The sequence below is a fragment of the Ruegeria sp. BC1 genome (genome assembly GCF_056539305.1).
In genome coordinates this window covers 302,800-325,776 of sequence record NZ_JBQFUT010000001.1, presented here as the reverse complement: position 1 = coordinate 325,776, position 22,977 = coordinate 302,800, and the positions used below count along the sequence as shown (strand labels likewise).

Sequence of the window (22,977 nt, the reverse complement as noted above, 5' to 3'; positions counted from 1 at the left end):
TTTTTTAGCGGACCCAAAAAGTCATAACTTTCGGCATGATGCAGAGGATTCTTTCTGGCAGGCACATGGAAACCAGCAAACCGCAAATCGGCAAGGCCGCGCTTTGGATGACGGGGGCGATTGCGTCCTTCTCGTCCATGGCCATCGCGGGGCGCGAGCTAAGCGTGACGCATGACACGTTTGAAATCATGTTTTACCGCAGTCTCGTCGGGATTTGCATCGTTTCGCTTATCCTGACCGTGACGCGCAAGTGGCATCAGGTATCCACGTACAGATTAGGCCTGCACGGCATCAGGAACGTCATGCATTTCACCGGGCAGAATCTGTGGTTCTACGCTGTTACGGTCATCCCACTGGCGCAGGTTTTTGCGCTGGAATTCACTCAACCGATCTGGGTGATCCTGCTATCTCCACTCCTGCTGAAGGAACGGTTGACCTCTGTTCGGGTTTCTTCCGCCTTGATCGGATTCGTGGGAATCCTGATCGTGGCACGACCCGGCGCAGTTCCAATTAGCGCGGGGGTCCTGGCCGCTGCGCTCTCGGCGGTTTTCTTTGCCCTGACGACGATTTCAACCAAGTCATTGACTAGAATTGCCAGCATCGGCTGTATCATGTTCTGGCTAACCGTCATGCAGGCCATTCTGGGTCTGATCGCAGCCGGAATAGACGGACAGATCGCCTTGCCAACCACCGGCAGCGCGCCGTTCTTGTTGCTAATCGGCCTTGCAGGTCTGCTGGCCCACTACTGTATCACCAACGCTTTGGCCATTGCCCCGGCAACCGTAGTCGTACCATTTGACTTTGCCCGCCTGCCGACAATCGCTGTCGTCGGGATGCTCCTGTATCATGAACCGTTGGACCATTGGACCCTTCTGGGTGCCGTCGTGATCTTCGCAGGCATTTTCCTGAACGTTCACGCCGAAAGTCGTAACAGTTTGGCAACAGTTTCCAGAGACACTCGACAGAAATAACGCACCGTCACTAGTTGACGATAAAGTAAACTAACAGGAAGTATCGAGCACCACAAAGATCGGTCGGTCTGCACCACAAAACCCGGATTCGGCCTGCAGGACATCTTAAGGGAGGACACAATGAAGAAAGCGCTTCTACAGGCGTGCGCGGTGTGCGTTGGAGCGACTGGAGCCTACGCAGGCGGCCTTGATCGCAGTGGTCAGGGCATTAACCTGATCTTCGAAGAAGGATCAGTCGTACAATTCCGGCTTGGGTACACCAACCCCGAAGTCAGCGGCACCATGCCAAATATTTTTGGAGCAGGTGAACCAGTCGACTCAGGCAACGTGGCCAACGATTTCTTCACGCCACATTTGGGTTACAAAACTGCTCTGACAGAACAGCTCGACTTTGCGATTATGTATGATCAGCCGTTCGGGGCGGATATCAGATATTCATCTCAATATCCCTTGTCGTTCGATACACTTAACCCAGGCCAACCCAATGCGCTTCGCGCCAAAGCCGACACAGATGCGATTACAGCATTGCTGCGCTACAAGTTCGACAACGGGTTCAGTGCCATCGGCGGCCTGCGCGCTCAGCGAGTGAAAGCCTCTGTTGGAGTTCCGGTTGTCGGCGACTATTCGGTGAGTACTGACGCAGAAATCGACTTTGGTTACGTCGTTGGTGTGGCATGGGAGAAGCCGGAAATTGCCGCGCGAGTGGCGTTGACCTACAACTCGAAAATCAGCCATGACCTGTCGCAAACCGAATCTGTAGGCGGTGCAACCTTTCAGACTCAAAGCGAGATCGAAACGCCGCAGTCGATCAACCTGGACTTTCAGACAGGTGTAGCTCCTAAGACGCTTCTTTTCGGCTCAATCCGCTGGGTTGACTGGCCTCAGCTTGTCTACAATCCGCCTAACTATCCACCAACCTCGAATCTCGTCGATTACGACAACGCGACGTATACGTACTCCCTTGGACTCGGCTATCAGTTCAACGAACAGTTTTCAGGCGCCGTGACGTTGGGATATGAAACAGATGAAGGCGAGCCGGTATCGAACCTTGGGCCGACTGACGGCTTCTGGAGCATCGGCGTTGGCGGAACTTACTCACTGGAAAAAGCGAAAATTTCCGGCGGTGTTCGTTATACGGACATTGGCGACGCAACAGCAGATGGTGCAGGACCAGGTGCACGGGGCACATTCACTGGCAACAGCGCATGGAGCGTTGGCGTCCAGGTCACCTACGCACTGGATTGATCCCACCCGATCAACCGACACCAAACCCCGCCAAACCGGCGGGGTTTTTCTTTTCGCAAGAACCGGGTCGAACGGAATGACTTGGAATGCAACAAGGCGGAATGACAAATCAAAAACACCTCTCACCGAAGGCATGGACCGAACTTTTACTGTTAGGTTTGATTTGGGGCGCCTCATTTGTCGCGATCCGGATCGCTTTGGACACTATCCCGGTTATGACCTCGGTATTTCACCGAGTTTTCTGGGCAATGCTTGCGCTTTGGCTGGTAGTCTGGGCTCGACGACTTTCCGTTCCCCGCAACCCGCGCATATGGCTATCGTTTCTGGTCATGGGATTGTTGAACAACGTAATCCCGTTTTCCCTGATGGCTTGGGGCCAGCTTTACATCGAGACCGGACTAACTTCGATCCTGAATGCAATGACGGCCATCTTCGGAGTTATCACTGCAGCGATGTTTTTCCGGGATGAGCGCCTGACACGTGCGCGGATACTGGGCGTCGGGCTTGGATTTCTTGGCGTCACAATTGCAATCGGGATAAACAACCTAACCAACTTCAACCTACAAAGCATGGCTCAACTAGCTATTATTGCAGGAACTATCTCTTACGCCCTAGCCGGGGCCTGGGCGCGAGTCACTCTGTCCGATCTTCCACCCGTTGTCGCTGCCGCAGGCATGCTCACCGGATCGACTGTCCTGATTTTACCCATAACCTTGCTGGTCGATGGAATGCCTTCCTTTACCCTGCCCCTGATCACCTGGACCGCCATTGCGTATTATGCGCTGATTGCCACTGCCGGGGCCTATCTATTGTACTACCGGGTTTTGGCTATGGCAGGTGCGGGAAACCTTATGCTGGTAACGCTGGTCATTCCGCCCATTGCCATCGTTCTGGGTTCTCTCCTGCGCGACGAGGCCCTGCCGCCGCAAGCCTTCCTTGGCTTTGCGATCCTAGCCGCCGGGTTGCTCGTCCTCAACCGTTCGGGCACACAAGATTGACGCCGTCCGCCACCCGTTTTAGCAAGGTCGGAAAAAGGGATAGCGGACGATGATCTACAGCTCGGCAAAAGACTGGCGCGATGCAGCACGAAAGAAGGTGCTGTTTTTTGGCATGTCTGGGTTGGGTAAGACCTATGTATCAAATGTGCTGCGCGATTCCGGCGACTGGTTCCACTACTCAATCGATTACCGCATCGGAACGCGTTACATGGGCGAATACATCGCCGATAATGCCAAGGCCGAAGCGATGAAAGTTCCCTTTCTGCGCGATCTTCTGCTATCGGATTCGATTTACATCGGCTCGAATATCTCGTTCGAAAACCTAACACCTGTTGCTTCTTATCTGGGCAAACCGGGCGATCCTGCGAAAGGTGGGCTGGACTTACCCGAATACCGCCGCAGGCAGGAACAATTCCGCCTTGCTGAAATACATGCGTTGCTGGACACCGAGTATTTTATCGACCGTGCCCAACGCTTGTACCAGTATCCAAACTTCATCTGCGACACCGGCGGGTCGATCTGCGAATGGGTCGAACCCACTGACCCGGCCGACCATATTCTGACCGAATTGTCGCGCCAATCCCTGATGATCTGGATTCAAGGCGACGAGGACCACACCGCCGAATTGATCCGCCGCTTTGACAAAGCACCAAAGCCGATGTCCTACCAGCCCGAGTTTCTGACCCGCGTTTGGGACGATTACCTAAAGCAGCATGATTGCCGCGCCGAGGAGGTAGACCCTGACACGTTCATTCGCTGGACCTATGCTCAGGCGTTGGCGCACCGACAGCCGCGCTATAGGGCGATGGCGGAAAACTGGGGTGTGACAGTCACAGCAGACGACATGCACCGGGTGCGCGACGCGGGTGATTTCGATGAGTTGATCGAACGCGCCCTTGAGACCCGTGCCAAGCACGCTTAATTACCGCCTCTACACCTGTAACACCAAAGGCTTGTACCCGATGCCGATCAAGATTCCATCCGACCTTCCTGCATTTGACGTCCTATCCAAAGAAGGCGTCTCGGTCATGGCTGAGGATCAGGCGATGCGTCAGGACATCCGCCCCCTGCGGATCGGGTTGCTGAACCTGATGCCCAAGAAGATTCAAACCGAAAACCAGTTCGCACGACTGATCGGAGCAACTCCGCTTCAGATCGACTTGTCACTGATCCGCATGACCGAGCATCGGACCAAGACCACAGCCGCCGAACATATGGCCGAGTTTTATCGCCCCTTTCAGGAGGTTAAAGACGAGAAATTCGATGGGCTGATCATCACCGGCGCTCCGATCGAACATCTCGAATTTGATGACGTCACTTATTGGGACGAACTTCGTGAGGTGTTTGAATGGACCCAGACCAACGTCCATTCGACCTTTGGCGTGTGCTGGGGTGGAATGGCGATGATCAACCATTTCCACGGCGTTCGAAAGCATATGCTGGACGCCAAGGCTTTTGGCTGTTTCCGCCACATGAACCTCGATTCCGCATCACCGTTTTTGCGTGGGTTTTCCGATGATTGTGTCATCCCAGTCAGCCGCTGGACCGAAATGAAACAAGCCGAAATCGACGCTGCGGATGGTCTTGTTACGCTGTTGGGAAGCGACGATGTCGGGCCTTGTCTGGTTGAAGATCAGGCGCATCGCGCGCTGTATATTTTCAACCATTTCGAATATGACAGCGATACGCTGAAACAGGAATATGACCGTGACGTTGCCAACGGCACGCCGATCAACGTGCCGATCAACTACTACCCGGATGACGACCCCAGCCAGACGCCCCAGAACAGATGGCGCAGCCATGCACATCTGCTCTATGGGAACTGGATCAGTGAAATATACGGCACTACACCCTATGATATCGAGCGTATCGGCGTTGATACGACCGATCTGAGGGCTTAACTCCGTGATACGCGTCGGCGCCATAGTACTGACCATTCTGGCCATACTGTGGGTCGTCGCGCTCTGGCGGGCTGCCCGTAACGAAGCGCGGGCAGAATCTGAGTTCCCCCCCGAAGGTCAGATTGTCGAAGTCGATGGCACTCCTATTCATGTGGTTGTTATGGGCGAAGGACCTGACGTCGTTCTGATCCATGGCTCCAGCGGTAACACTCGCGACATGACCTTTGCGCTGGCTCCGATCCTTGCCGAAAACTACCGCGTGATTGTATTTGATCGCCCGGGACTAGGTTACAGCAGCAGCTTTAACCCCGACGGTGAAACCATTGAGCAACAAGCGGATATTCTGCAAAAGGCCGCCGCTCGACTTGGGGCCGACAAACCCATCGTTGCCGGGCAGAGCTATGGCGGCTCTGTATCGCTTGCCTGGGCCGTGACGCGGCCCGACAACATTTCAGCCTTAGTCCTGATCGCCCCAGCCGCGATCCCGTGGGAGACACCTCTGGACGGCTTCAATCAAATGGCGGCAACGACGACCGGTAACACTTTAGCGCTGCCTTTGATCACCGCTTTTGTGCCGGATTGGTTCGTGGAGAAAACGCTTGATCAGGTGTTTGCGCCGCAAACCGCCCCCGAAGGTTACGCTGACCATTTCGGTCCCGGTCTGACCATGCGGCGCTCCTCGATGCATGCCAACGCCAAACAACGCACCAATCTTTTGGAAGAGGTTCGCGAGCTGCAACCGCGGTACCGAGAGATAGACGTTCCCACCGAAATCATCCACGGTACAGCTGATGACACTGTGGGTCTGAAGTGGCATTCAGAACGTCTGATCGAGCAGATTCCCGGCGCGGAACTGATTGATCTTCCGGGAATTGGGCACATGCCACAGGTCGTGGCCGCCCCCGAAGTTGCGGCGGCAATCGACCGCGCCGCGCAACGCGCGGGTTTGCGTTAGGCCCTCAGCTAATCCATAGTAGGATATGGATTTTATGCCGAGGTTGCCCATGGCCCGTTCCGAAAAAGGTTCCATCGAAAAGTACTTTAAGAAGGACGCCCCAAATGAGGTGCGTGCCGCTATCGAAAATTCTGCAAAGGGTGATATTCTGAACCCAACCTACCCGTATTCCGAGCGCATGAAACGCAAGGATTACGACAGGGAAATGGAAGGTCTGCAGATCGAACTGGTCAAAATGCAGTCTTGGGTTAAAGAAACCGACCAACGTATCGCGATGATTTTCGAAGGCCGGGATGCCGCCGGGAAAGGTGGCACGATCAAACGATTTCGGGAAAACCTTAACCCACGCGGCGCACGCAACGTAGCGCTGAGCAAACCGTCAGACACAGAACGCAGCCAGTGGTACTTTCAGCGATATGTCACGCATTTGCCAGCGGCAGGTGAAATCGTGTTCTTCGACCGCAGTTGGTATAACCGGGGTGTCGTCGAGAACGTTTTTGGTTTTTGCACCCCGGAGGAACGCGAACAGTTCTTTCGGCAGGTTTTGCCCTTGGAAACAGGTCTGGTGAATGACGGAATCCAGTTGTTTAAGTTCTGGCTGAATGTCGGTCGGGCAGAACAGTTGAGCCGCTTTTTGGCTCGCGAAACCGACCCGCTGAAACAGTGGAAACTGAGCCCGATCGACATCGCGGGCTTGACCAAATGGGATGAATACAGCCAGTCGATCTCGGAAACTCTGACCCGCAGCCATTCGGAACACTGCCCATGGACGATTGTTCGTTCAGACGACAAAAAGCGGGCGCGGCTAGCGGCCATTCGCACGGTTTTGAATGCACTTGATTATGACGAGAAGGACGAGGATGCCATCGGCGCGAACGACCCTCAGATTTGCGGCGGGCCGGAAATTTGGGATGCGTGAATGGACTTGGACGACTGCTCGACACGGATTATGTCATGTATTCCGACGGCGTAAACAACCAGGACACCTGAATCAGGCATGACAAAACGCGGGTATCACCACGGCAACCTGAAACAGGCCTTGATCGAGGCAGCCCTGTCGCTGATCGAAGAGAAAGGCCCGACTGGCTTTACTTTGTCCGAGGCTGCAAAAACAGCCGGAGTAACTCCGGCTGCAGTGTATCGACATTTTCATGGGCGCGAAGACCTGATCGCTGAAGCCGCCCGTCAGGGGTTCGAAATGTTCGCGGACCTGATGCAGTACGCCTATGACAAAGGCCAACCATCGGCTCTGGCGGCCTTCGAGGCCACTGGCCGCGCCTATCTGGCGTTTGCTCGAAAGCATCCAGGCCATTACATCGCCATGTTTGAAAGCGGAATTTCCGTCAATCGAACGCCCGAGCTATCCCTTGCAGCGAACCGGGCCAAGAACGTTCTGGAAAAAGCCGCCTCTGATCTGTCTCAGCATATTCCACCTGACAAACGCCCACCTGCATCCATGTTCAGCGCCCACATTTGGGCCATGAGCCACGGCGTTGTCGAGCTTTTCGCCCGCAACACCGGCGCAACCTCTCCATTTCCGCCCGAGGATCTTTTGGAATCCGGGATCGGCATCTATCTGAGGGGGCTGGGCTTGGTGCCGCAGGACGATTGAGGCTTCAGAAAACCGTTCTGGGCTGCGGCATACTCAGGCCCGAGGTCACGTTGATCAGTTCCATTTCGCCAATCCCTTTGACGTCAACCGACCCGATATCCGACACCTGAAACTCGTCGATCAGGGCGTATTTCATGTCTTCCGGCGCAACGATATTCATTGGATTTGCAAAGACTTGCAGCCGTGACGCGATGTTCACTGCGGGCCCAAAAACGTCATAAACGTATTTCTGAATTCCTACGACAGACCCGACAGCCGGCCCCATCCCCAAGCCAATTCTGGCCTGCCATTTATGCGGGTGACTTTCATTGCGCCGTTCCAGATAACGCAGGAATCTGACCGCGCAGTGGGCCACAGCGGTTGCATGATCCGGCGTTGCGTCCGGCATCCCAGACACCGCTAGATAAGCATCCCCGATGGTTTTGATCCTTTCACAGCCGAACTGCTCGACGATACGGTCGAAGGCAGTAAAGATGTCGTTCAACTCACTCAGCGTAACGGTTGGGTCTGTTTTTGCTGCGAAGTCTGTGAAACCCACGAAATCCAACATCACCACCGAAACCTGATCATAAAGCTGAGGCGTAACCACCCCGAACGTCTTGAACTCTTCATAAACAGCCCGTGGCATCAGGTTCAGCAACAGTCTTTCAACCCGCTCTTTTTCACGTTCCAATTCACGGGTGTTACGCTCGACCATGGTCGAATAGCTGTCGATCATGCTTTCAAGTTCGCGAATGCGGGTAATGTTCTGGAACTCGATCACCAGAACCTGTTCGGACAAGCCGTTCGCCAGGGACACGGCGGTCGCGAAAATCAGCGTCCTGCGCTTAGGCTTGATCTGCATTTCAACAGAATAGCGCAGCCCCGATTGCTTAACGTCTTCCAGTTCGCGTCGGTCCATTTCCGGAAATAAATCCAGCAGCGTTTGACCCTCTTCCGGAGTGCCAAACCATTCGGTAAACGGCCCGTTGTGAAACACAAAGGTTAAATCCGAGGCCCGCACTACGGCTACTCCGACGCCTATCGCACGTAGAAGCTGTTCGTTTATGGCCAGAATGCTCATGCTGCGTCTCGCGCCACAATGATGGCGCGTTTCGATTCAATGGCTTGCAACGCGATTTTGATATGTGCGTCTTCCATTCCATGCATGGCAAGAGCTTCGCTAAACAGTTCGGCCATTTCATCAAAATCAGCGTGCGAGATATTAAGATGACGGTGCACCGCTTCGATCCGTTCGTCGCTGAAAGACGCCGGACCACCCACCAAAGAGGACACGAATTTAGTCTGATGGTCGATCAGACGCGGCATATCAATATCTTCGAAGTGCCCCCCGATCTGTTCGGAGTCCAACGCCATCTCGTAGAACGTCATCACGATCCGGCTGATTGTTTTGAAGCCGCCGTATTTTTCGTAAATTGTCTGACCCACACCAAGCACCCAAGCGTTAACCACACACAACACTGCAAGATTATATCAAATTGACAGTTTTGTTAACGCTAATGCGCGGGCTGGCGTAATTTTGGATTACACTGAGGAGTTTTAGCCATTTCGTTCAATCCCACACCCGATGCGTGTGCGGTTCCAAAAACACTCCTAAAGTTTCAACCCAATCTCAGAATCCGGCCTGAAAACCTCCATTCAAATCCGCTCGATCTATACAGGCATAAGGATCCCACCTACGCTCTACCGAGACAGCTGGAAACAGGAAACGCACTATGTCCTCTCATGGGTATTCAAGCGGCAGACTGAACTTGCCTTTTGTAGGAATTTCGACTTTTGGGAAATCACCATATGTCGAAGATTGGAACCAAATTCAGGCAGATGTCGCCATCATGGGCGCACCCTTTGATTTCGGTACGCAATGGCGATCTGGTGCTCGGTTTGGTCCGCGTGCTGTGCGTGAGGCCTCGACCCTGTTCAGTTTTGGCCATGCCGGCGCGTATGATCACGAAGACGACGCCACCTATCTGGATGCCTCGGTTCGGATGGTCGATATTGGGGACGCCGATATCATCCACACCAAAACCGACGAAAGTCATGCGAATATCCAGTTTGGCGTGGAAAAGATTTTGAAAGCGGGGGCTCTACCCGTCACTATCGGAGGGGATCATTCCATTAACATTCCCTGCATCAATGCCTTCCAAGGGGATTGCGCGGAAAACGGACCGATCCACGTTGTCCAGATTGATGCCCATCTGGATTTCGTAGACGAGCGGCACGGTGTGACTGCGGGGCACGGCAACCCGATGCGACGGGCGATAGAAAAGCCTTACGTCTCTGGCATGACGCAACTGGGCATTCGCAACGTGTCCTCAACCGCCAAGGAAGGCTATGATGACGCACGCGCACGCGGGTCTGACATTCTGTCTGTACGCCAGGTACGCAAGCTGGGAACTGAGGGTGTCTTGGCACGTGTCCCGGATGGCGCGCGTTATTACGTGACGATCGATATTGATGCCTTTTGCCCTTCCATCGCATCCGGCACCGGCACACCCAGCCACGGAGGATTTCTTTACTACGACGTGCTGGAGATTTTACACGGGTTGTCGAAACAAGGCGACGTTGTCGGCATTGACCTCGTTGAAGTCGCCCCGAATTACGATCCCACTGAAAGCACTCAGATTTTGGCGGCGCAGGTGCTGCTGAATTTTATTGGCTTCATCTTTCACGAGCGCGGCAAGAAGGGCTGATCGCCCTTCCCGCCTCTTGATTCACGCACTTATCGTGTTGTGCTCAGGTCCGTAGGGGAATCCTGTGATGTTTTCGGCCCCAGTGTCCTCAACGACCAGAATGTCATGCTCACGGTAACCACCCGCGCCCTTTTGCCCCTCGGGTATCCACAGCATCGGCTCGATGGACACCACCATGCCAGCCTCTAGCACCGTGTCGATATCCTCGCGCAGTTCCAGCCCCGCTTCGCGGCCATAGTAGTGGCTAAGCACACCGAAAGAATGGCCGTAACCAAATGAGCGATATTGCAACAGACCTTCCTCTGCGAAAAAGCGATTGATCTCTTCGCAGATGCCTGAGCATGTCGCGCCCGGTTTAATCAGACTCAACCCCAGTTCATGTGCGGCTACATTTGCCTTCCAGATGCGCAGGCTTTCGGCGTCGGGCTCTCCCAGAAACAGGGTACGCTCCAACGCGGTGTAGTATCCTGAGATCATAGGGAACGTGTTCAGCGAAAGGATATCGCCTTTTTCCAGCGCCCGTTTGGTGACCGGATTGTGAGCCCCATCAGTATTCAGACCGGATTGAAACCAAACCCAAGTGTCACGGTATTCTGCATCCGGGTAGGCCCGCGCGATTTCGGCCTCCATCGCGTCACGTCCAGCCATGGCGATCTCGATCTCAGTCGCGCCTTCGCGAATAGCAGCGTGGATGGCCCCACCGCCCACGTCCGCAGTGCGTGCGCCACCTTTGATCAACTCGATCTCTTCAGCGGACTTGACCATTCGGGCCGCCATCGTGTCAGAAGCAATGTCCACCAGTTCCGGCCCGCCCAGCATATCCAAAGCAGTGTCGCGCATGGCCAACGTCAGGTGATCGCCTTCGACGCCAATCCGCCGGGCAGAACCGATCAAGCTCGCTACAGCTCGCCAGTAGTTGTTCCGCTTCCAGTCGGTGTAGATCACGTTTTCATCCACCGACCGCCGCCAGGGCTGCCCGGCGTCGATATTCGCTGAAACAGTAGTGCACGCATCCTGCGTGACAACACAGGCATAAGGGCGCCCAAACGCACAGTACAGAAAGCCCGAGTAATACGCGATGTTGTGCATCGACGTCAGCAGTACAGCCGGAATGTCACGCGCCGCCATCATGGCGCGAAGACTGGTTAGGCGACGGTCGTACTCGGCCTTGCTGAAAGGCAACGGGGCTTTCTCGCCGTTATGGCAAGTGAAGAACTCGGGGCGATTGTTCAGATCAGTCATATGGTCTCTCCTCAATGCCGGACAGGCACCGCCCGGCCACAAGCCCCGGCGTTCAGGACGAGCGGCCTCGGGAACCGAGAGCCATGCACCCCGTGTATCGTCACGACGCCATCGTGACCGGGATGCATGATGAATTCGCTAAATCAGCTTTCGAGTCGCGTCAAGCCGGGCTAAGCCCCCGCAGGCGTTCAGACCGCCGCCGCAGTAGTTCGACCGTAGTCAGCAGCGCAATCGAGATCACCACGAGGATGGTCGCAACCGCCAGAATGGTCGGGCTGATTTGTTCGCGCAGGCCTGTGAACATCTGCCACGGCAGCGTCTTCTGACTTGCCGAGCCGACGAACAGAACCACAACCACTTCGTCAAACGAGGTAATAAAGGCAAACAATCCGCCCGAGATCACACCCGGCAGGATCAGGGGCATCTGTATTTTGAAGAAGGTCCGTACTGGCCCCGCCCCCATATTCGCAGCTGCCCGCGTCAGCGACTGATCAAACCCGACCAAAGTCGCCGTAACGGTGATAATCACGAATGGAATCCCCAGAACCGCATGGGCCAGAATAACTTTGATGTAACCAACAAAGTTCTTGTCCATACCTAACGTCCCCTCGAGGAACCGACCGATATCACTGTAGAAAAAGAACATACCCGTCGCCGAGATGATCAAAGGTACGATCATGGGTGAAATCAGAATGCCCATGATCGCGCGGCGACCGGGCACGTGCGACTGACTCAGCCCGATGGCTGCCAGTGTTCCCAACGTCACCGAAATAAACGTCGCAATCGGAGCGATAATCAGCGAGTTCTTGAAGCTGCGCTGCCATTCATTGTTGGTGAAGAAATCGCGGTAGTGCTTCAGCGAATACCCCTCGGGGTCCAATCGCAGCATCTCGGGCGTAAAGGTAAAAAAGTCCTGCGCGTTGAAGGACAGCGGCAGTACCACAAGGATCGGAGTGATCAGAAATACGAAGATCGCCCCACACGTCACCCGGAACGCAAAATGCCAGAATACTTGCTGCCCTGTCAGGTAAGGAAGCAGCTTTTGCCGGTAACGCCCCTCGTACAGCCAGAAGATGAAGAAGGCGAAGAACCAACCAGCCAAAAGGCCGACAATCAGACCAGAGAATCCCGCAAAGAACAGCCCCAACGCCCCCAGGCCCAAAATGGTGATCCATCGGGCCACGCGCTCATTGTCCAGAACGGTGATATAGACCCATGCAAGGCCAGCCATCAGGGCCGCTCCGATCAGGATGCCCAGCAGGACACTGCCCTGCCCGGCTCCGACGAACATGCCGACAAAGCCTCCGGCGATGGCGACCGATGGCAGGACCATCGACAACGGTTTGCGGGATATCGGTGTAAGTGCTGCCATTCTCTTTATCCCAGCTTGACGTTATCGATGCCCACGATCTTGTCGTAGACCCAGTACAGAAGCAGGACCGCCCCCAGCAGGATTGTCCCCAAGGCAGCCGCCAGCCCCCAGTTCAGTGAGGACGAGATGTGATAGGCAATCCGGTTCGAGATGAAGACGCCTTTGGTGCCACCCACGATTTCGGGCGTGATGTAGTAACCGATGGCCAGAATGAACACGAGGATCGACCCCGCCCCGATACCGGGAATGGATTGCGGGAAGTAGATGCGCCAGAAGGTCGTCCAGTTGGTTGCGCCCATCGACTTGGCCGCACGGGTGTAAGATTGCGGGATCGTCTGCATGACCGAATACATCGGCAAGATCATGAACGGCAGCAAGATATGCGTCATCGCAACAATCGTGCCGATCTGGTTGTTAATGATTACAAGGCGTGCGTCATCGGCAACAAGTCCCAGCCAGACAAGCGTTTCGTTGATCACACCTTGCTGTTGCAGCATCACTTTCCACGCTGATGTCCGCACCAGCAGTGAGGTCCAGAACGGTAACAGCACAAGAATCATCAACAGGTTTGATATACGCATCGGCAGGTTCGCCAGCAGATACGACACCGGATAGGCCAACAGAATACAGGACGCGGTAATGATCAGTGACATGAACAGCGTTCGTCCGAATAGCTTGACGAGGATCTGCTTTTCTTCGGGCTGCGCCGCCACCCCATCGGGTGTCAGCCTCATGTCAACCGCAGCAAGGAAATAGCCTGGTGTCACATTTCGGGAATGAGTTTTGATAACGCGCCAATTATCAACGTTACCCCAACCCTTGTCCGCATCGATCAGTTTATCTTTGAACGGGGCATCCGCTTCGGGGTCCCACTTTCTGATCTTCCGGCCGGTTTTGCGGAACAACGACGAAATACCGGATTCCTCGTAGTTAAGACGAGACCCCAACCGCGTGTGTTGTTTTTGCTCAACCGCGACAATCATATCGCGCACGAATGCGTCGTAGACTTGCTCATCCGGCAGTTCGCCACTGGATTCATCCCAGTTGCTCAGTGCTTCAACTGTCAGAGGTAACGTCCTCTCGACAATACCATTTTCCACTGACCGAAACAGCATCGAAGCAATCGGTATGATGAACGAAAACAGGACAAACAGAAGAAGGGGGGCAACCAACATCAATGCCCGTAGCTTTTGCCGCCGTAGGGAGCGGGCGAGCGATTGCTTAAGCGGAGTGCCGTCCGCTGCCAGCATGGGACCCGCGTTTTGGCCTGCGTCAGTCATTGATGCCTCTTGAATTTTGCAAGGTCCGGGGGCAACAGGCTGCCCCCGGGCGTGTTTTTCAGTTCAAACCGCTTATTGCGACAGCCACGCCTGGAAGCGCGCGTCCAGATCATCGCGATAGTCAGCCCACCATTCGTAGTTGTTCACAAAGGTGTTCTGAGCATTGTTGGGATCGGTCGGCATATGAGGCGCCATGTCGATACCCAACTCGGCATGTTGTCCAACCAGCGGTGCCGAAGATGCACGGGCCGGGCCATACGAAATATACGCAGCCTGATCGGCCAATCGCTGGGTGTCCGATGCAAACTTGATGTAGTCCAATGCCCGCGCTTCACGCTCTGGGCTCAAACCGGCTGGAATTGCGAAACCGTCAAGATCGAACATCTGCCAATCCCACGCCATGCCCACGGGTTGATTCTGCTCGGCAATCATCGAGAACAGACGGCCGTTGTAGGTAGAACCCATGAAGATTTCGCCGTCAGCAAGCAATTGGACAGGCTCAGCAGCTGCAGACCACCAGATCGTCTGGTCCTTAATGGTATCCAGTTTCGCCAGAGCACGCTCGACCCCCTCGTCGGTTTCCAGCGTGTCATAAACGTCTTCGTAGGCCACGCCATCGCAGAGAAGTGCCCACTCCATGTTGGCGACCGGGCGTTTGTTCAGCGCGCGCTTGCCAGGGTACTTTTCAAGATCAAACACATCGCACGCGCCGGTCGGCGGCTCTACACCTTCCGGAACCATGTCCGTACGATAACCGAAGGTTGTCGAAAAGACGATCAGCGGAATGTAGCACGGCGAAACCAATTGGTCCCCGAAATCTTCGGTAGCTGGTGTGCCGTCGGGCGCTGCTGCCAGATGCTCATCAGGATTAATCTCGATGATCAAGCCTTCGTCACAGGCGCGAATATTGTCAGCCGCTTCAAGATCAACAACGTCCCATGTGACGTTGCCAGCCTCGTTCATGGCGCGCAGCTTGGCGACGCCTTCAGGCGAGGAATCGTCATTCAGGATGGTTACGCCTGTCTTTTCCGAATAGGGCTCGTGATAAGCCTTGAGCTGCGACTTGGAATAGGCACCGCCCCACGAGACGATCGTCATCTCTTCGGCCATCGCGCCACCGGCGAGAGCGGCAATCGCGCTCGCCATCAGAGTGGTTTTGGTTATTTTCATAGTTAACTCCCTATTTAACCCTTTAGTTTTTGCTATGAGGACCGGATTGCGGGGCAACCCGACCATCTGGTTTCCCGCGCAATCGGGCGAAGCGCGCGGGGGATTTCTGTATCAGGCGTCCAGCGCCTTACAGTCGTGTGCCAGCCAGCCGATTTCGACTTCTTCACCTGGGGTCAGTTTGACGGCATCCGGCGCATTTCGGGTTTTGATGATGAAGTCGTCGTTCCCAGCCACAGACAGGCGGAAACGGTAGACATCACCCATGTAGATGAACTCTTTCACCGTCGCCTTCAGAGTATGCGCGTCGGCATGTAGACGATTTTTATTAAACTCAACCCGTTCGGGGCGGATCGACACTTTGGTGCGCTCACCCGCCTTGTGAACATTCACCGGCTCGGCATCAATCTCGGACCCGTCGTCCAGAACCACAACACATGAGTCGCCATCAATCGATTTAACAACGCCCTCCAATGTATTGTTTTCACCTATGAATTGCGCCACGAAACTGTTTTCCGGCTCTTCGTACAGCAAATCCGGTGGTGCCAGCTGCTGAATACGGCCATCGTCGAATACGGCAACCCGATCTGACATCGTAAGCGCCTCGGTCTGATCATGGGTGACGTAAACGGTTGTGATCCCCAACTCATGCGCCAAGCGTGTGATTTCGAACTGCATATGCTCACGCAGCTGCTTATCCAGGGCCCCTAGTGGTTCATCCATAAGAACCAGTTCGGGTTCGAACACAAGCGCCCGCGCTAGCGCGATCCGTTGTTGCTGACCACCCGACAGTTGCGCCGGGCGTCGACTACCAAAAGCTCCCATCTGCACCATGTCCAGCGCGCGTTTGACCTTTTCCTCGCGCTGATCCTTGCCCATTTTCCGCACTTCCAGCGGAAAGGCCAAGTTCTCTGCCACAGTCATATGCGGAAATAGAGCATAGTTCTGGAAAACCATTCCGATGCCGCGTTTATGCGGTGGGATATTGTTGATAGGACGCCCATCCAACATGATTTCCCCATGCGTAGCGGTTTCAAAGCCCGCCAGCATCATCAGGCAGGTTGTCTTGCCAGAACCCGACGGTCCCAGCATTGTCAGAAACTCACCCTTTGGCATGGAAAGGTTTAGATCTTTTACAACGAGTATTTCGCCATCATATGACTTTTGGACACGCTGAAACTCGACGAACGCTGCGTCATTGGACATATACCGAATTGTCTCCCTGTGCGGCCTGTTGGTTGCCCGGTCTATCCGGATCTCAACGACCTCCCGAGATCATTTAAAGACATGCCGGGCGCGCCGTGCAACAAAAATATGTCCAACGTTTTACAATTTTGGATACAATTGCTCTCTCAGCGAGCGGAATTCAGTTTCCGCATGTGCCAGGCTAGGCTTTGATTGCTGGACAAGACCGGTTTCTTCAGGCGTTCTTGGATCTCGGGTATAGCGTCAAAAGTTCTTAAATTAGTGCAGCTTAGAAAGATTGCCTCAACCATCGAATCAGCACCAAGTTTCAACGCAGCCTCAACCACCGATTGCCTGGAAATACGAACGACTTTGGATTCTTCGGATTCTCCGAACGAGCCGAATACATCCATCGAAACACCATTCTGCGCGAAAGCCCGGCGCAGGGGTTCGTTCACTTCTTCTATGTAGGGGGATAGCAAGGCAAATTTCGACACACCCAAATGCGCCGCACAGGCTGACGCCGCGCGTAATGGGTTCGTAACCACTGCGACATCGCAGGTTTTTTGAACCATGCGCTCAACCTGCTCTGACCCAATGACAGAACTGGCCGAGGTGCAGCCATATCCAACCACACGATACGGACGGATTTTCGGAAGAAGATCCGCCGCCGCAGGCAAGTCTTCCTCCATTTGGGAAAGAGTGTCCGTCGTCACCTTTTCGCCGCTTGGGATTCGCGAAACATAAAGAGGATAGAGTTGATCCGAGAAATAGGCGCTGAACTCTGGCTCTATCGTTTCGTCAGTCTGCAAAACGATCAACCCCATCGGAGACGCCGCAGGATCGTCCTCGTCCAGTGTGTAAGAGAGATAGCTCATATCTGCATCAACTCCGGTCCGACACGTGGGCTGATGAAGCGTGCAGCCCCGTCAGTGATGACGATGTTTTCTTCGTGAACCAGAATCTTGTCACCCACCGCTATGCCTGGCTCCAGTGTCAGAACCATTCCAGGCTCCAGTTGCGTATGATCGCCGGGGATAAGCGACGGCCACTCCGTTAGCGACATACCCAACCCATGCCCAAGACGCCCTGCGCCGGTATCGCCACTGTTTTTGGACAATACCCTGTTCATAATGTGGAACAGCTCAGCCGCTGTTGTTCCCGGTCGTGCGGCTTCAAAAGCCGCATCGGATGCTTCTATGAGTGTCGCATACGCATCTCGTACGGATGCTGTGACGGGTCCGATTGACCAGTTGCGGTCATAGTCGCAGAAGTATCCATCCCAAACCAATCCGGTGTCCAGCATCAATACATCACCAGAAGCTAGTGCTGATGACTGGGCCGGAGAAATAACGTCGGTGTAACCGCCCTGCTCGGCGCCTCCGGCAAGATAGGGTACCCAATCTGCGCCTTCTTCAAGGCATAACATCTGAAAACGGCGAAACACCTCATCCAACGCAACGCCTTCACCTGCGATTTCAGGGACGCGCTGAAACGCCCGTCCGGCAATACCGCAGGCAGTTTCGATCTTGGATATTTCGGCGGGGGATTTGACCATCCGAAGGGCGCGGAGAATTCCGCCATCACTGCCAAGCGAGCGATTTTCAAGCGCCTGCTGTAAACGCTTCAGGTCCGCCCACGGCATGCGGATATGCGTCTCATGACCATCCGGCAGACCAATATCCGCGTCGGTCGGACAGACCTCCTGCAGAGTTTCAGCCAACAGAGTGATCCCGTCATCAGTCAGGTCCGGGGCACTCCAGGTGCGAATATCGTCCACCCATGTTTGCCCCATCAGCGCGACCCCAATTGAGGGTATGACTGCAATCGGTTTCCCGGACGCTGGTATGATCAGAAACCACGGACGTGTCGGGCTTTCCCAGAACCGGGTCAGGTAACCGGTAAAATAGCGAATCTCGGGCTCGGTAGTCAGCAGCAAAGCCGAGAGCCCTGCCTGATCCATCAGGTGTTGCGCACGGTCGGTCCGCGCCCTGAATTCCGATACGTCAAATCCCCTCATTCGGCGATCTCGGACAGAAAACACAAGACGCGGGAACCCGGACCAATTCCCAGAGCCTTACGAATCTCAGCATTCATGACAGCGGCGACCCCTGCCCCACCCGAGGCGGTTGTGGCAAGGTCAACTGCAGCCATGGCCGGGAGATGCTCGGTCACTTGTTGATCGGTCACAGTTAGAAAGCTATCTGCGTCCCGCGCCAACCCGTTCAGGGCAATCTGCGACGGTTCCTTACAATCAAGCCGTCCCATAATACTGTCGGGGCCGTCGGCGAATACACAGGCTCCTGCCTCGATGCTCGCCTGCAATGCCGGGGCGGCGTCGGGCTCAACTACGATAATCTGCGGAGCATCCCCCCAGACGGTCCGCGCATAGGCTGCGACGGACCCTGCCAGCCCGCCCACACCAGCCTGAAGCAGGATATGCGTCGGCATCTCTGGACATTGACGTACCGCCTCGGCGGCCATCTGCAAGTACCCCTCCATCAGAGTATACGGCAGTTCGTAATATCCATCCCACGAACTGTCCGAGAGCAAAGTCCAACCGTTGTCCTCGGCCGCTTTGCTGGCTCCTTCCATGCTGGCGGCGTAGTCGGAACCGTACCGAACAACCTGCGCTCCTTGCCCGCGCAAGCGGTCAGCAAAGCTTTCGGGCACGGTTTCGGCAATGTACACGACGGCTTTTGCCCCAAAGATACGCGCGCCTGCGGCGACACTCATCCCGTGATTGCCCGCACTGGCCGTGACATAGGTTCGCCCCGAAAGCGTTGCCTCACTAGGGCTGGCAGCCATATCCGCCGCGTGGCGCGCAATCACGTAGGCCGCCCCCAGCGCCTTGAATGATCCCAGATTCATACGGGCGCGTTCATCCTTTACCCACATTTCGATGCCATCGAACAAGTCGTCGACCAGAACCAGCGGTGTCTCGGCCGCAGCCGGGCATTGCTGTAACAGATCAGCGACGCGGGCTGCATCGGTGGATGGAAACGGAGCGGCCTCAATCAGCTTTTTGCCTCCGCGATGGGGGTTGGATGTGATTTTCACGTGAGCGTCTTTCCTGAGTTGCCCATTGACGTGATCGGATTCGTCCAGTTCTGTCAACAAAACTCGGTCACCTCAGGAGCAGTCTATGGCCCATGCCCACCCGGCCTTCACCATGGCCGAATACGACCGCCGCCTGGCAAAGACACGTGCCGCCATGTCTGCCGCAGGGTTGGACGCCCTATTTGTCGAGGATCCGTCCAACATGGCCTGGCTTACCGGTTACGAGGGTTGGTCGTTTTACGTACATCAGGGCGTTTTGGTTTTGCATGACCACGATCCGATCTGGTGGGGCCGCAATCAGGATGCCAACGGTGCGCGGCGCACGGTTTGGATGCCGGACAACCGGATTCGTGGCTATGCGGACCACTATGTGCAATCCACTGTCCGCCACCCGATGCAAGACCTCGCCGACTTAATCCGCGACTGCGGCCTCGCTTCGGGACGGATCGGTGTTGAGCTGGACAATTATTATTATTCGGCCAAAGCGCATCTGACCTTGGAGGCCGAGTTACCACACGCTGAACTGGTCGATGCGAATGCACTGGTCAATTGGCAACGCGCGGTGAAATCCGATGAAGAAATCGCGCTCATACGCAAGGCTGCGCGCATCTCGGAACATGTCATCGACCGAGTGATTGACCGAATAGAACCTGGCCTACGCAAGAATGAACTGGTCGCACAGATCTATCACGATGCGATTTCGGGCATTGGCGAAGACTGGGGGGATTATGCTGCTATCGTACCCTTGCTGCCCTCGGGACCGGATGCCGCCGCACCGCATCTGACATGGGATGGTGCCCCGTTCAAATCGGGTGAGTGCACGTTTTTCGAACTTTCAGGGTGTGTCCGCCGCTATCACGCACCGTTTTGCCGGTCGGTCTTTCTGGGTCAGCCTCCCGATTACCTGCTGCGAGCCGAGGCTGCCCTTGTCGAAGGGCTCGAAGCCGGGCTGCACGCTGCCCGTGCGGGTAATCAGGCACGAGACATTGCGCTGGCGCTGGCCGCTCCTCTGGAACGCGCCGGGATAGAACGCGGTGCGCGGTGCGGCTATCCGATTGGCCTCAGCTATCCGCCGGATTGGGGCGAGCGCACGATTTCACTGCGCCCCGAGGACGAATCCATATTGGAACCCGGCATGACTTTTCATTTCATGCCCGGCCTTTGGATGGACGACTGGGGCCTTGAGATTACCGAGTCGATCCTGATTACCGAAACCGGACCCGCCGAGTGCTTTTGCAACCGGCCCCGCAAACTGTTCGTAAAGCCATGACCCTGCAAAGAACCCAAAACATCCTCGCAGATCTGATTGCCTTTCAAACGGTGTCCGCCGATAGCAATCTTGAGATCATTCGCTATTTGACAGAACTCCTCGAAGCGCTGGGGGCCCGCTGCATAGAAACGCGAGACGCGACCGGAGCGAAGGCCAACGTATTCGCCACGCTGGGGCCGCACATGCCCGGCGGTATCCTTCTGTCGGGCCACACGGATGTGGTTCCCGTGGCCGATCAGGACTGGACCTCAGATCCATTTCAGATGACCGAACGGGAAGGCAAGCTTTATGGTCGAGGCACTTGCGACATGAAAGGGTTCATCGCTGCGGCATTGGCATTTGCCGAGACAATAGACACAAGCAAGTTGACACAGCCGCTGCACTTTGCGTTCACCTATGACGAAGAAACCGGTTGTTTGGGTGCGCAGAACCTCGTTCATGATCTGTCCGAACGGGGCATCGTTCCGGACATCGCCATCATCGGCGAACCAACCGAGATGCGGGTGATCGAAGGACATAAGGGTTGCTTCGAGTACACCACCAGTTTTGTTGGTCTAGAAGGTCACAGCTCGGCCCCTGATGACGGCGTCAACGCCGCTGAATATGCTGCGCGATATATTGGTAAGCTTCTGGAATTGCGTCATATCCTGAAATCGCGCGCGCCCCAGGGCAGCCCATTTGAGCCACCCTGGACCACGGTCAATATCGGGCGCATTGCCGGCGGCGTTGCGCATAACGTCATCGCCGGCAAGGCTGAGATCGCCTGGGAAATGCGCCCCGTTCAGTCCAGCGATGCCGATCTGGTGAGGCAGACCATGTCGGAATATGTGAAACACACTTTGTTGCCGGAAATGCAAGCGGTTCACCCCGAGGCCAGCATCTCGCAGGTAGCGGTCGCCGAAGTCGAAGGGCTTGAGCCTATGGAGGAAAACGCCGCCCGTGAACTTGTGGCCGAACTGACAGGTGCCAACGGCACCGGTGTCGTAGCTTTCGCCACCGAGGCCGGGTTGTTTCAGAAGCTGGGCACGCACGCGATTGTGTGTGGACCCGGCTCAATCACCCAAGCGCACAAAGCAGATGAGTATGTCGAGATTGAACAGCTCGACCTGTGTTGCCGAATGCTGAACCGGCTGGGCCGTCGCCTGATCGCTTAGCCCGCACCATGCGTCCGGTTATAGGCTGAAGGCAGTGGCTGTACATGGGCGGCGCGGGCGTGCTCACCCGGATCATAGACCTCCATGACCAGTGGATAACAGGCGGCAGTATCCGACGAATGCTCGGATGAACAGTCGCCTCCCGGACAGGCAGATAGGCCCACAATTAGGTCAATCTCGGCGTAGAACTCCAGATAATCGCCGGGGCGTACCGGGCTGGCTTTCATGAAATATTGACCGGTATCACGGGTGAAACCGGTGCACATAAACACGTTCAAAACGTCATGCACATGCATCTCGGCCTTGTGTAACGGCAGGTCGCAATGACTGGCAAGCGCGCGGGTCAGATTGGAGTGGCAGCAATAGTGATAGTCGCCACCCGATAGCAACCGGCCCGTGTAGGGATCACAGCGCGTCCCGATCACATCATGAACCGAACCGCCATAGGCGTCGAAACCGTACCAATCCAATGTATCGTTCACGATCGTCGCCATAGGACGCATATTTGGAAAGCTCGACCACATGCGATCCCCGGTCGTCAGGTGCGTGCCATGCAGCGCTCGGGTTTTACCCGAATAAAACCGCTCGGTCAGGTCGTGCTTGTTCCACATGTTCAGATCACCGACCTGCGGGCCATCAACCGAAACCACCCGCACAAATGCACCGGCGGGCACTTCGATACAGGCGGCATCACGCGGGGCTGCTGTGGCCTCGGCGGTCTTGCTGGCCCCCTGACGCAGTTTGCCTAGCGCGGTCAGGTCAGGTTGCTCGAGCGTTTCCGGCGGATAGCAGATAACAGGAGGGATAGCCTTGCGTTTGTCCGCATCCGTTGGTGCTTCGAAGTTCGGTATTTCCAGTTTCATCAACGCACTCCC

At 55.5% G+C, this 22,977-nt stretch carries 22 protein-coding genes; 11 read left to right on the top strand and 11 right to left on the bottom strand.

Annotation, left to right across the window (positions count from 1 at the left end; genetic code table 11):
• The first annotated feature begins 65 nt into the window (after positions 1–65).
• The 8 genes from ACR0IY_RS01555 (at position 66) to ACR0IY_RS01520 (ending at position 7,682) form a co-directional block, all read left to right on the top strand.
• Positions 66–971 carry a DMT family transporter gene (locus ACR0IY_RS01555; RefSeq protein ID WP_480670051.1) on the top strand — a complete coding sequence of 302 codons (906 nt, stop codon included), beginning with the start codon at positions 66–68 and terminating at the stop codon, positions 969–971.
• A gap of 120 nt (positions 972–1,091) precedes the next feature.
• Positions 1,092–2,216: an OmpP1/FadL family transporter gene (locus tag ACR0IY_RS01550; RefSeq protein WP_480670049.1), complete on the top strand. Its 1,125-nt coding sequence runs from the start codon at positions 1,092–1,094 to the stop codon at positions 2,214–2,216.
• Between the two features lie 101 nt (positions 2,217–2,317).
• On the top strand, positions 2,318–3,214 hold the full coding sequence (locus tag ACR0IY_RS01545; protein ID WP_480670048.1) for a DMT family transporter: 897 nt from the start codon (positions 2,318–2,320) through the stop codon (positions 3,212–3,214).
• 49 nt (positions 3,215–3,263) lie between these two features.
• Positions 3,264–4,136 carry an ATPase gene (locus ACR0IY_RS01540; RefSeq protein WP_480670046.1) on the top strand — a complete coding sequence of 291 codons (873 nt, stop codon included), beginning with the start codon at positions 3,264–3,266 and terminating at the stop codon, positions 4,134–4,136.
• A 40-nt stretch (positions 4,137–4,176) separates the two neighbouring features.
• A complete protein-coding gene (gene metA, locus ACR0IY_RS01535; RefSeq protein WP_480670045.1) occupies positions 4,177–5,115 on the top strand; it encodes a homoserine O-acetyltransferase MetA in 939 nt (312 codons plus the stop codon).
• A gap of 7 nt (positions 5,116–5,122) precedes the next feature.
• Positions 5,123–6,070, top strand: a complete 948-nt coding sequence (locus ACR0IY_RS01530) for an alpha/beta fold hydrolase (protein ID WP_480671099.1) — start codon at positions 5,123–5,125, stop codon at positions 6,068–6,070.
• A gap of 49 nt (positions 6,071–6,119) precedes the next feature.
• Positions 6,120–6,989, top strand: a complete 870-nt coding sequence (ppk2, locus tag ACR0IY_RS01525; RefSeq protein WP_480670044.1) for a polyphosphate kinase 2 — start codon at positions 6,120–6,122, stop codon at positions 6,987–6,989.
• A gap of 78 nt (positions 6,990–7,067) precedes the next feature.
• Positions 7,068–7,682 carry a TetR/AcrR family transcriptional regulator gene (locus ACR0IY_RS01520; RefSeq protein ID WP_480670043.1) on the top strand — a complete coding sequence of 205 codons (615 nt, stop codon included), beginning with the start codon at positions 7,068–7,070 and terminating at the stop codon, positions 7,680–7,682.
• Positions 7,683–7,686: 4 nt separating this feature from the next.
• Here ACR0IY_RS01520 and ACR0IY_RS01515 read toward each other — a convergent pair whose 3' ends face one another.
• Positions 7,687–8,745 carry an adenylate/guanylate cyclase domain-containing protein gene (locus ACR0IY_RS01515; RefSeq protein WP_480670042.1) on the bottom strand — a complete coding sequence of 353 codons (1,059 nt, stop codon included), beginning with the start codon at positions 8,743–8,745 and terminating at the stop codon, positions 7,687–7,689.
• Positions 8,742–9,110, bottom strand: a complete 369-nt coding sequence (locus ACR0IY_RS01510) for a group I truncated hemoglobin (RefSeq protein ID WP_480670040.1) — start codon at positions 9,108–9,110, stop codon at positions 8,742–8,744. Before ACR0IY_RS01510 ends, ACR0IY_RS01515 begins: the two co-directional genes overlap by 4 nt.
• 287 nt (positions 9,111–9,397) lie before the next feature.
• Here ACR0IY_RS01510 and speB point away from each other — a divergent pair, with 287 nt between their 5' ends.
• Entirely contained in the window at positions 9,398–10,372 is a 975-nt protein-coding gene (speB, locus tag ACR0IY_RS01505) for an agmatinase (RefSeq protein ID WP_480670039.1), read from the top strand.
• 21 nt (positions 10,373–10,393) lie between these two features.
• Here the strand turns inward: speB and ACR0IY_RS01500 are convergent, their stop codons facing one another.
• The 8 genes from ACR0IY_RS01500 to ACR0IY_RS01465 all read right to left on the bottom strand — a co-directional run bounded on the left by ACR0IY_RS01500 (position 10,394) and on the right by ACR0IY_RS01465 (position 19,678).
• A complete protein-coding gene (locus ACR0IY_RS01500) occupies positions 10,394–11,614 on the bottom strand; it encodes an aminopeptidase P family protein (RefSeq protein ID WP_480670037.1) in 1,221 nt (406 codons plus the stop codon).
• Between the two features lie 160 nt (positions 11,615–11,774).
• A complete protein-coding gene (locus ACR0IY_RS01495) occupies positions 11,775–12,986 on the bottom strand; it encodes an ABC transporter permease (RefSeq protein WP_480670036.1) in 1,212 nt (403 codons plus the stop codon).
• A 5-nt stretch (positions 12,987–12,991) separates the two neighbouring features.
• The gene (locus tag ACR0IY_RS01490; protein WP_480670035.1) at positions 12,992–14,266 is read right to left on the bottom strand and encodes an ABC transporter permease; all 1,275 of its coding nucleotides are present in this window, start codon (positions 14,264–14,266) and stop codon (positions 12,992–12,994) included.
• A gap of 72 nt (positions 14,267–14,338) precedes the next feature.
• Positions 14,339–15,436 (bottom strand): extracellular solute-binding protein, encoded by a 1,098-nt coding sequence (locus ACR0IY_RS01485; protein ID WP_480670034.1) that lies wholly within the window; start codon positions 15,434–15,436, stop codon positions 14,339–14,341.
• A gap of 111 nt (positions 15,437–15,547) precedes the next feature.
• Positions 15,548–16,639, bottom strand: coding sequence for an ABC transporter ATP-binding protein (locus tag ACR0IY_RS01480; RefSeq protein WP_480670032.1), 1,092 nt, complete (start codon positions 16,637–16,639; stop codon positions 15,548–15,550).
• 146 nt (positions 16,640–16,785) lie between these two features.
• Positions 16,786–17,496 (bottom strand): maleate cis-trans isomerase family protein, encoded by a 711-nt coding sequence (locus ACR0IY_RS01475; protein WP_480670031.1) that lies wholly within the window; start codon positions 17,494–17,496, stop codon positions 16,786–16,788.
• Complete coding sequence (locus ACR0IY_RS01470; RefSeq protein WP_480670030.1) at positions 17,493–18,638, bottom strand: M24 family metallopeptidase; 1,146 nt, start codon at positions 18,636–18,638, stop codon at positions 17,493–17,495. Before ACR0IY_RS01470 ends, ACR0IY_RS01475 begins: the two co-directional genes overlap by 4 nt.
• Complete coding sequence (locus ACR0IY_RS01465; RefSeq protein ID WP_480670029.1) at positions 18,635–19,678, bottom strand: pyridoxal-phosphate dependent enzyme; 1,044 nt, start codon at positions 19,676–19,678, stop codon at positions 18,635–18,637. The genes ACR0IY_RS01470 and ACR0IY_RS01465 overlap by 4 nt, the downstream gene beginning before the upstream one ends.
• An 85-nt stretch (positions 19,679–19,763) precedes the next feature.
• On the opposite strand from ACR0IY_RS01465, the gene ACR0IY_RS01460 reads away from it, so the two are divergent.
• Both ACR0IY_RS01460 and argE read left to right on the top strand, forming a co-directional pair.
• Positions 19,764–20,948: a M24 family metallopeptidase gene (locus tag ACR0IY_RS01460; protein WP_480670027.1), complete on the top strand. Its 1,185-nt coding sequence runs from the start codon at positions 19,764–19,766 to the stop codon at positions 20,946–20,948.
• Entirely contained in the window at positions 20,945–22,102 is a 1,158-nt protein-coding gene (argE, locus tag ACR0IY_RS01455) for an acetylornithine deacetylase (RefSeq protein ID WP_480670026.1), read from the top strand. Before ACR0IY_RS01460 ends, argE begins: the two co-directional genes overlap by 4 nt.
• On the opposite strand, the gene ACR0IY_RS01450 is transcribed toward argE, so the two are convergent.
• The gene (locus tag ACR0IY_RS01450) at positions 22,099–22,965 is read right to left on the bottom strand and encodes an urea carboxylase-associated family protein (RefSeq protein ID WP_480670024.1); all 867 of its coding nucleotides are present in this window, start codon (positions 22,963–22,965) and stop codon (positions 22,099–22,101) included. The two genes, argE and ACR0IY_RS01450, sit on opposite strands and share 4 nt — an antisense overlap.
• Positions 22,966–22,977: the final 12 nt, after the last annotated feature.

Excerpts from the sequence above, each read along its gene's own strand:
- ACR0IY_RS01485 (WP_480670034.1), bottom strand. The coding sequence starts at position 15,436 with ATGAAAATAACCAAAACCACTCTGATGGCGAGCGCGATTGCCGCTCTC.
- ppk2 (WP_480670044.1), top strand. The coding sequence starts at position 6,120 with ATGGCCCGTTCCGAAAAAGGTTCCATCGAAAAGTACTTTAAGAAGGAC.
- ACR0IY_RS01540 (WP_480670046.1), top strand. The coding sequence starts at position 3,264 with ATGATCTACAGCTCGGCAAAAGACTGGCGCGATGCAGCACGAAAGAAG.
- ACR0IY_RS01460 (WP_480670027.1), top strand. The coding sequence starts at position 19,764 with ATGGCCCATGCCCACCCGGCCTTCACCATGGCCGAATACGACCGCCGC.
- ACR0IY_RS01500 (WP_480670037.1), bottom strand. The coding sequence starts at position 11,614 with ATGACTGATCTGAACAATCGCCCCGAGTTCTTCACTTGCCATAACGGC.
- ACR0IY_RS01475 (WP_480670031.1), bottom strand. The coding sequence starts at position 17,496 with ATGAGCTATCTCTCTTACACACTGGACGAGGACGATCCTGCGGCGTCT.
- ACR0IY_RS01545 (WP_480670048.1), top strand. The coding sequence starts at position 2,318 with ATGACAAATCAAAAACACCTCTCACCGAAGGCATGGACCGAACTTTTA.
- ACR0IY_RS01480 (WP_480670032.1), bottom strand. The coding sequence starts at position 16,639 with ATGTCCAATGACGCAGCGTTCGTCGAGTTTCAGCGTGTCCAAAAGTCA.
- ACR0IY_RS01490 (WP_480670035.1), bottom strand. The coding sequence starts at position 14,266 with ATGACTGACGCAGGCCAAAACGCGGGTCCCATGCTGGCAGCGGACGGC.
- argE (WP_480670026.1), top strand. The coding sequence starts at position 20,945 with ATGACCCTGCAAAGAACCCAAAACATCCTCGCAGATCTGATTGCCTTT.
- ACR0IY_RS01470 (WP_480670030.1), bottom strand. The coding sequence starts at position 18,638 with ATGAGGGGATTTGACGTATCGGAATTCAGGGCGCGGACCGACCGTGCG.
- speB (WP_480670039.1), top strand. The coding sequence starts at position 9,398 with ATGTCCTCTCATGGGTATTCAAGCGGCAGACTGAACTTGCCTTTTGTA.
- ACR0IY_RS01515 (WP_480670042.1), bottom strand. The coding sequence starts at position 8,745 with ATGAGCATTCTGGCCATAAACGAACAGCTTCTACGTGCGATAGGCGTC.
- ACR0IY_RS01450 (WP_480670024.1), bottom strand. The coding sequence starts at position 22,965 with ATGAAACTGGAAATACCGAACTTCGAAGCACCAACGGATGCGGACAAA.
- ACR0IY_RS01495 (WP_480670036.1), bottom strand. The coding sequence starts at position 12,986 with ATGGCAGCACTTACACCGATATCCCGCAAACCGTTGTCGATGGTCCTG.
- metA (WP_480670045.1), top strand. The coding sequence starts at position 4,177 with ATGCCGATCAAGATTCCATCCGACCTTCCTGCATTTGACGTCCTATCC.
- ACR0IY_RS01520 (WP_480670043.1), top strand. The coding sequence starts at position 7,068 with ATGACAAAACGCGGGTATCACCACGGCAACCTGAAACAGGCCTTGATC.
- ACR0IY_RS01550 (WP_480670049.1), top strand. The coding sequence starts at position 1,092 with ATGAAGAAAGCGCTTCTACAGGCGTGCGCGGTGTGCGTTGGAGCGACT.
- ACR0IY_RS01555 (WP_480670051.1), top strand. The coding sequence starts at position 66 with ATGGAAACCAGCAAACCGCAAATCGGCAAGGCCGCGCTTTGGATGACG.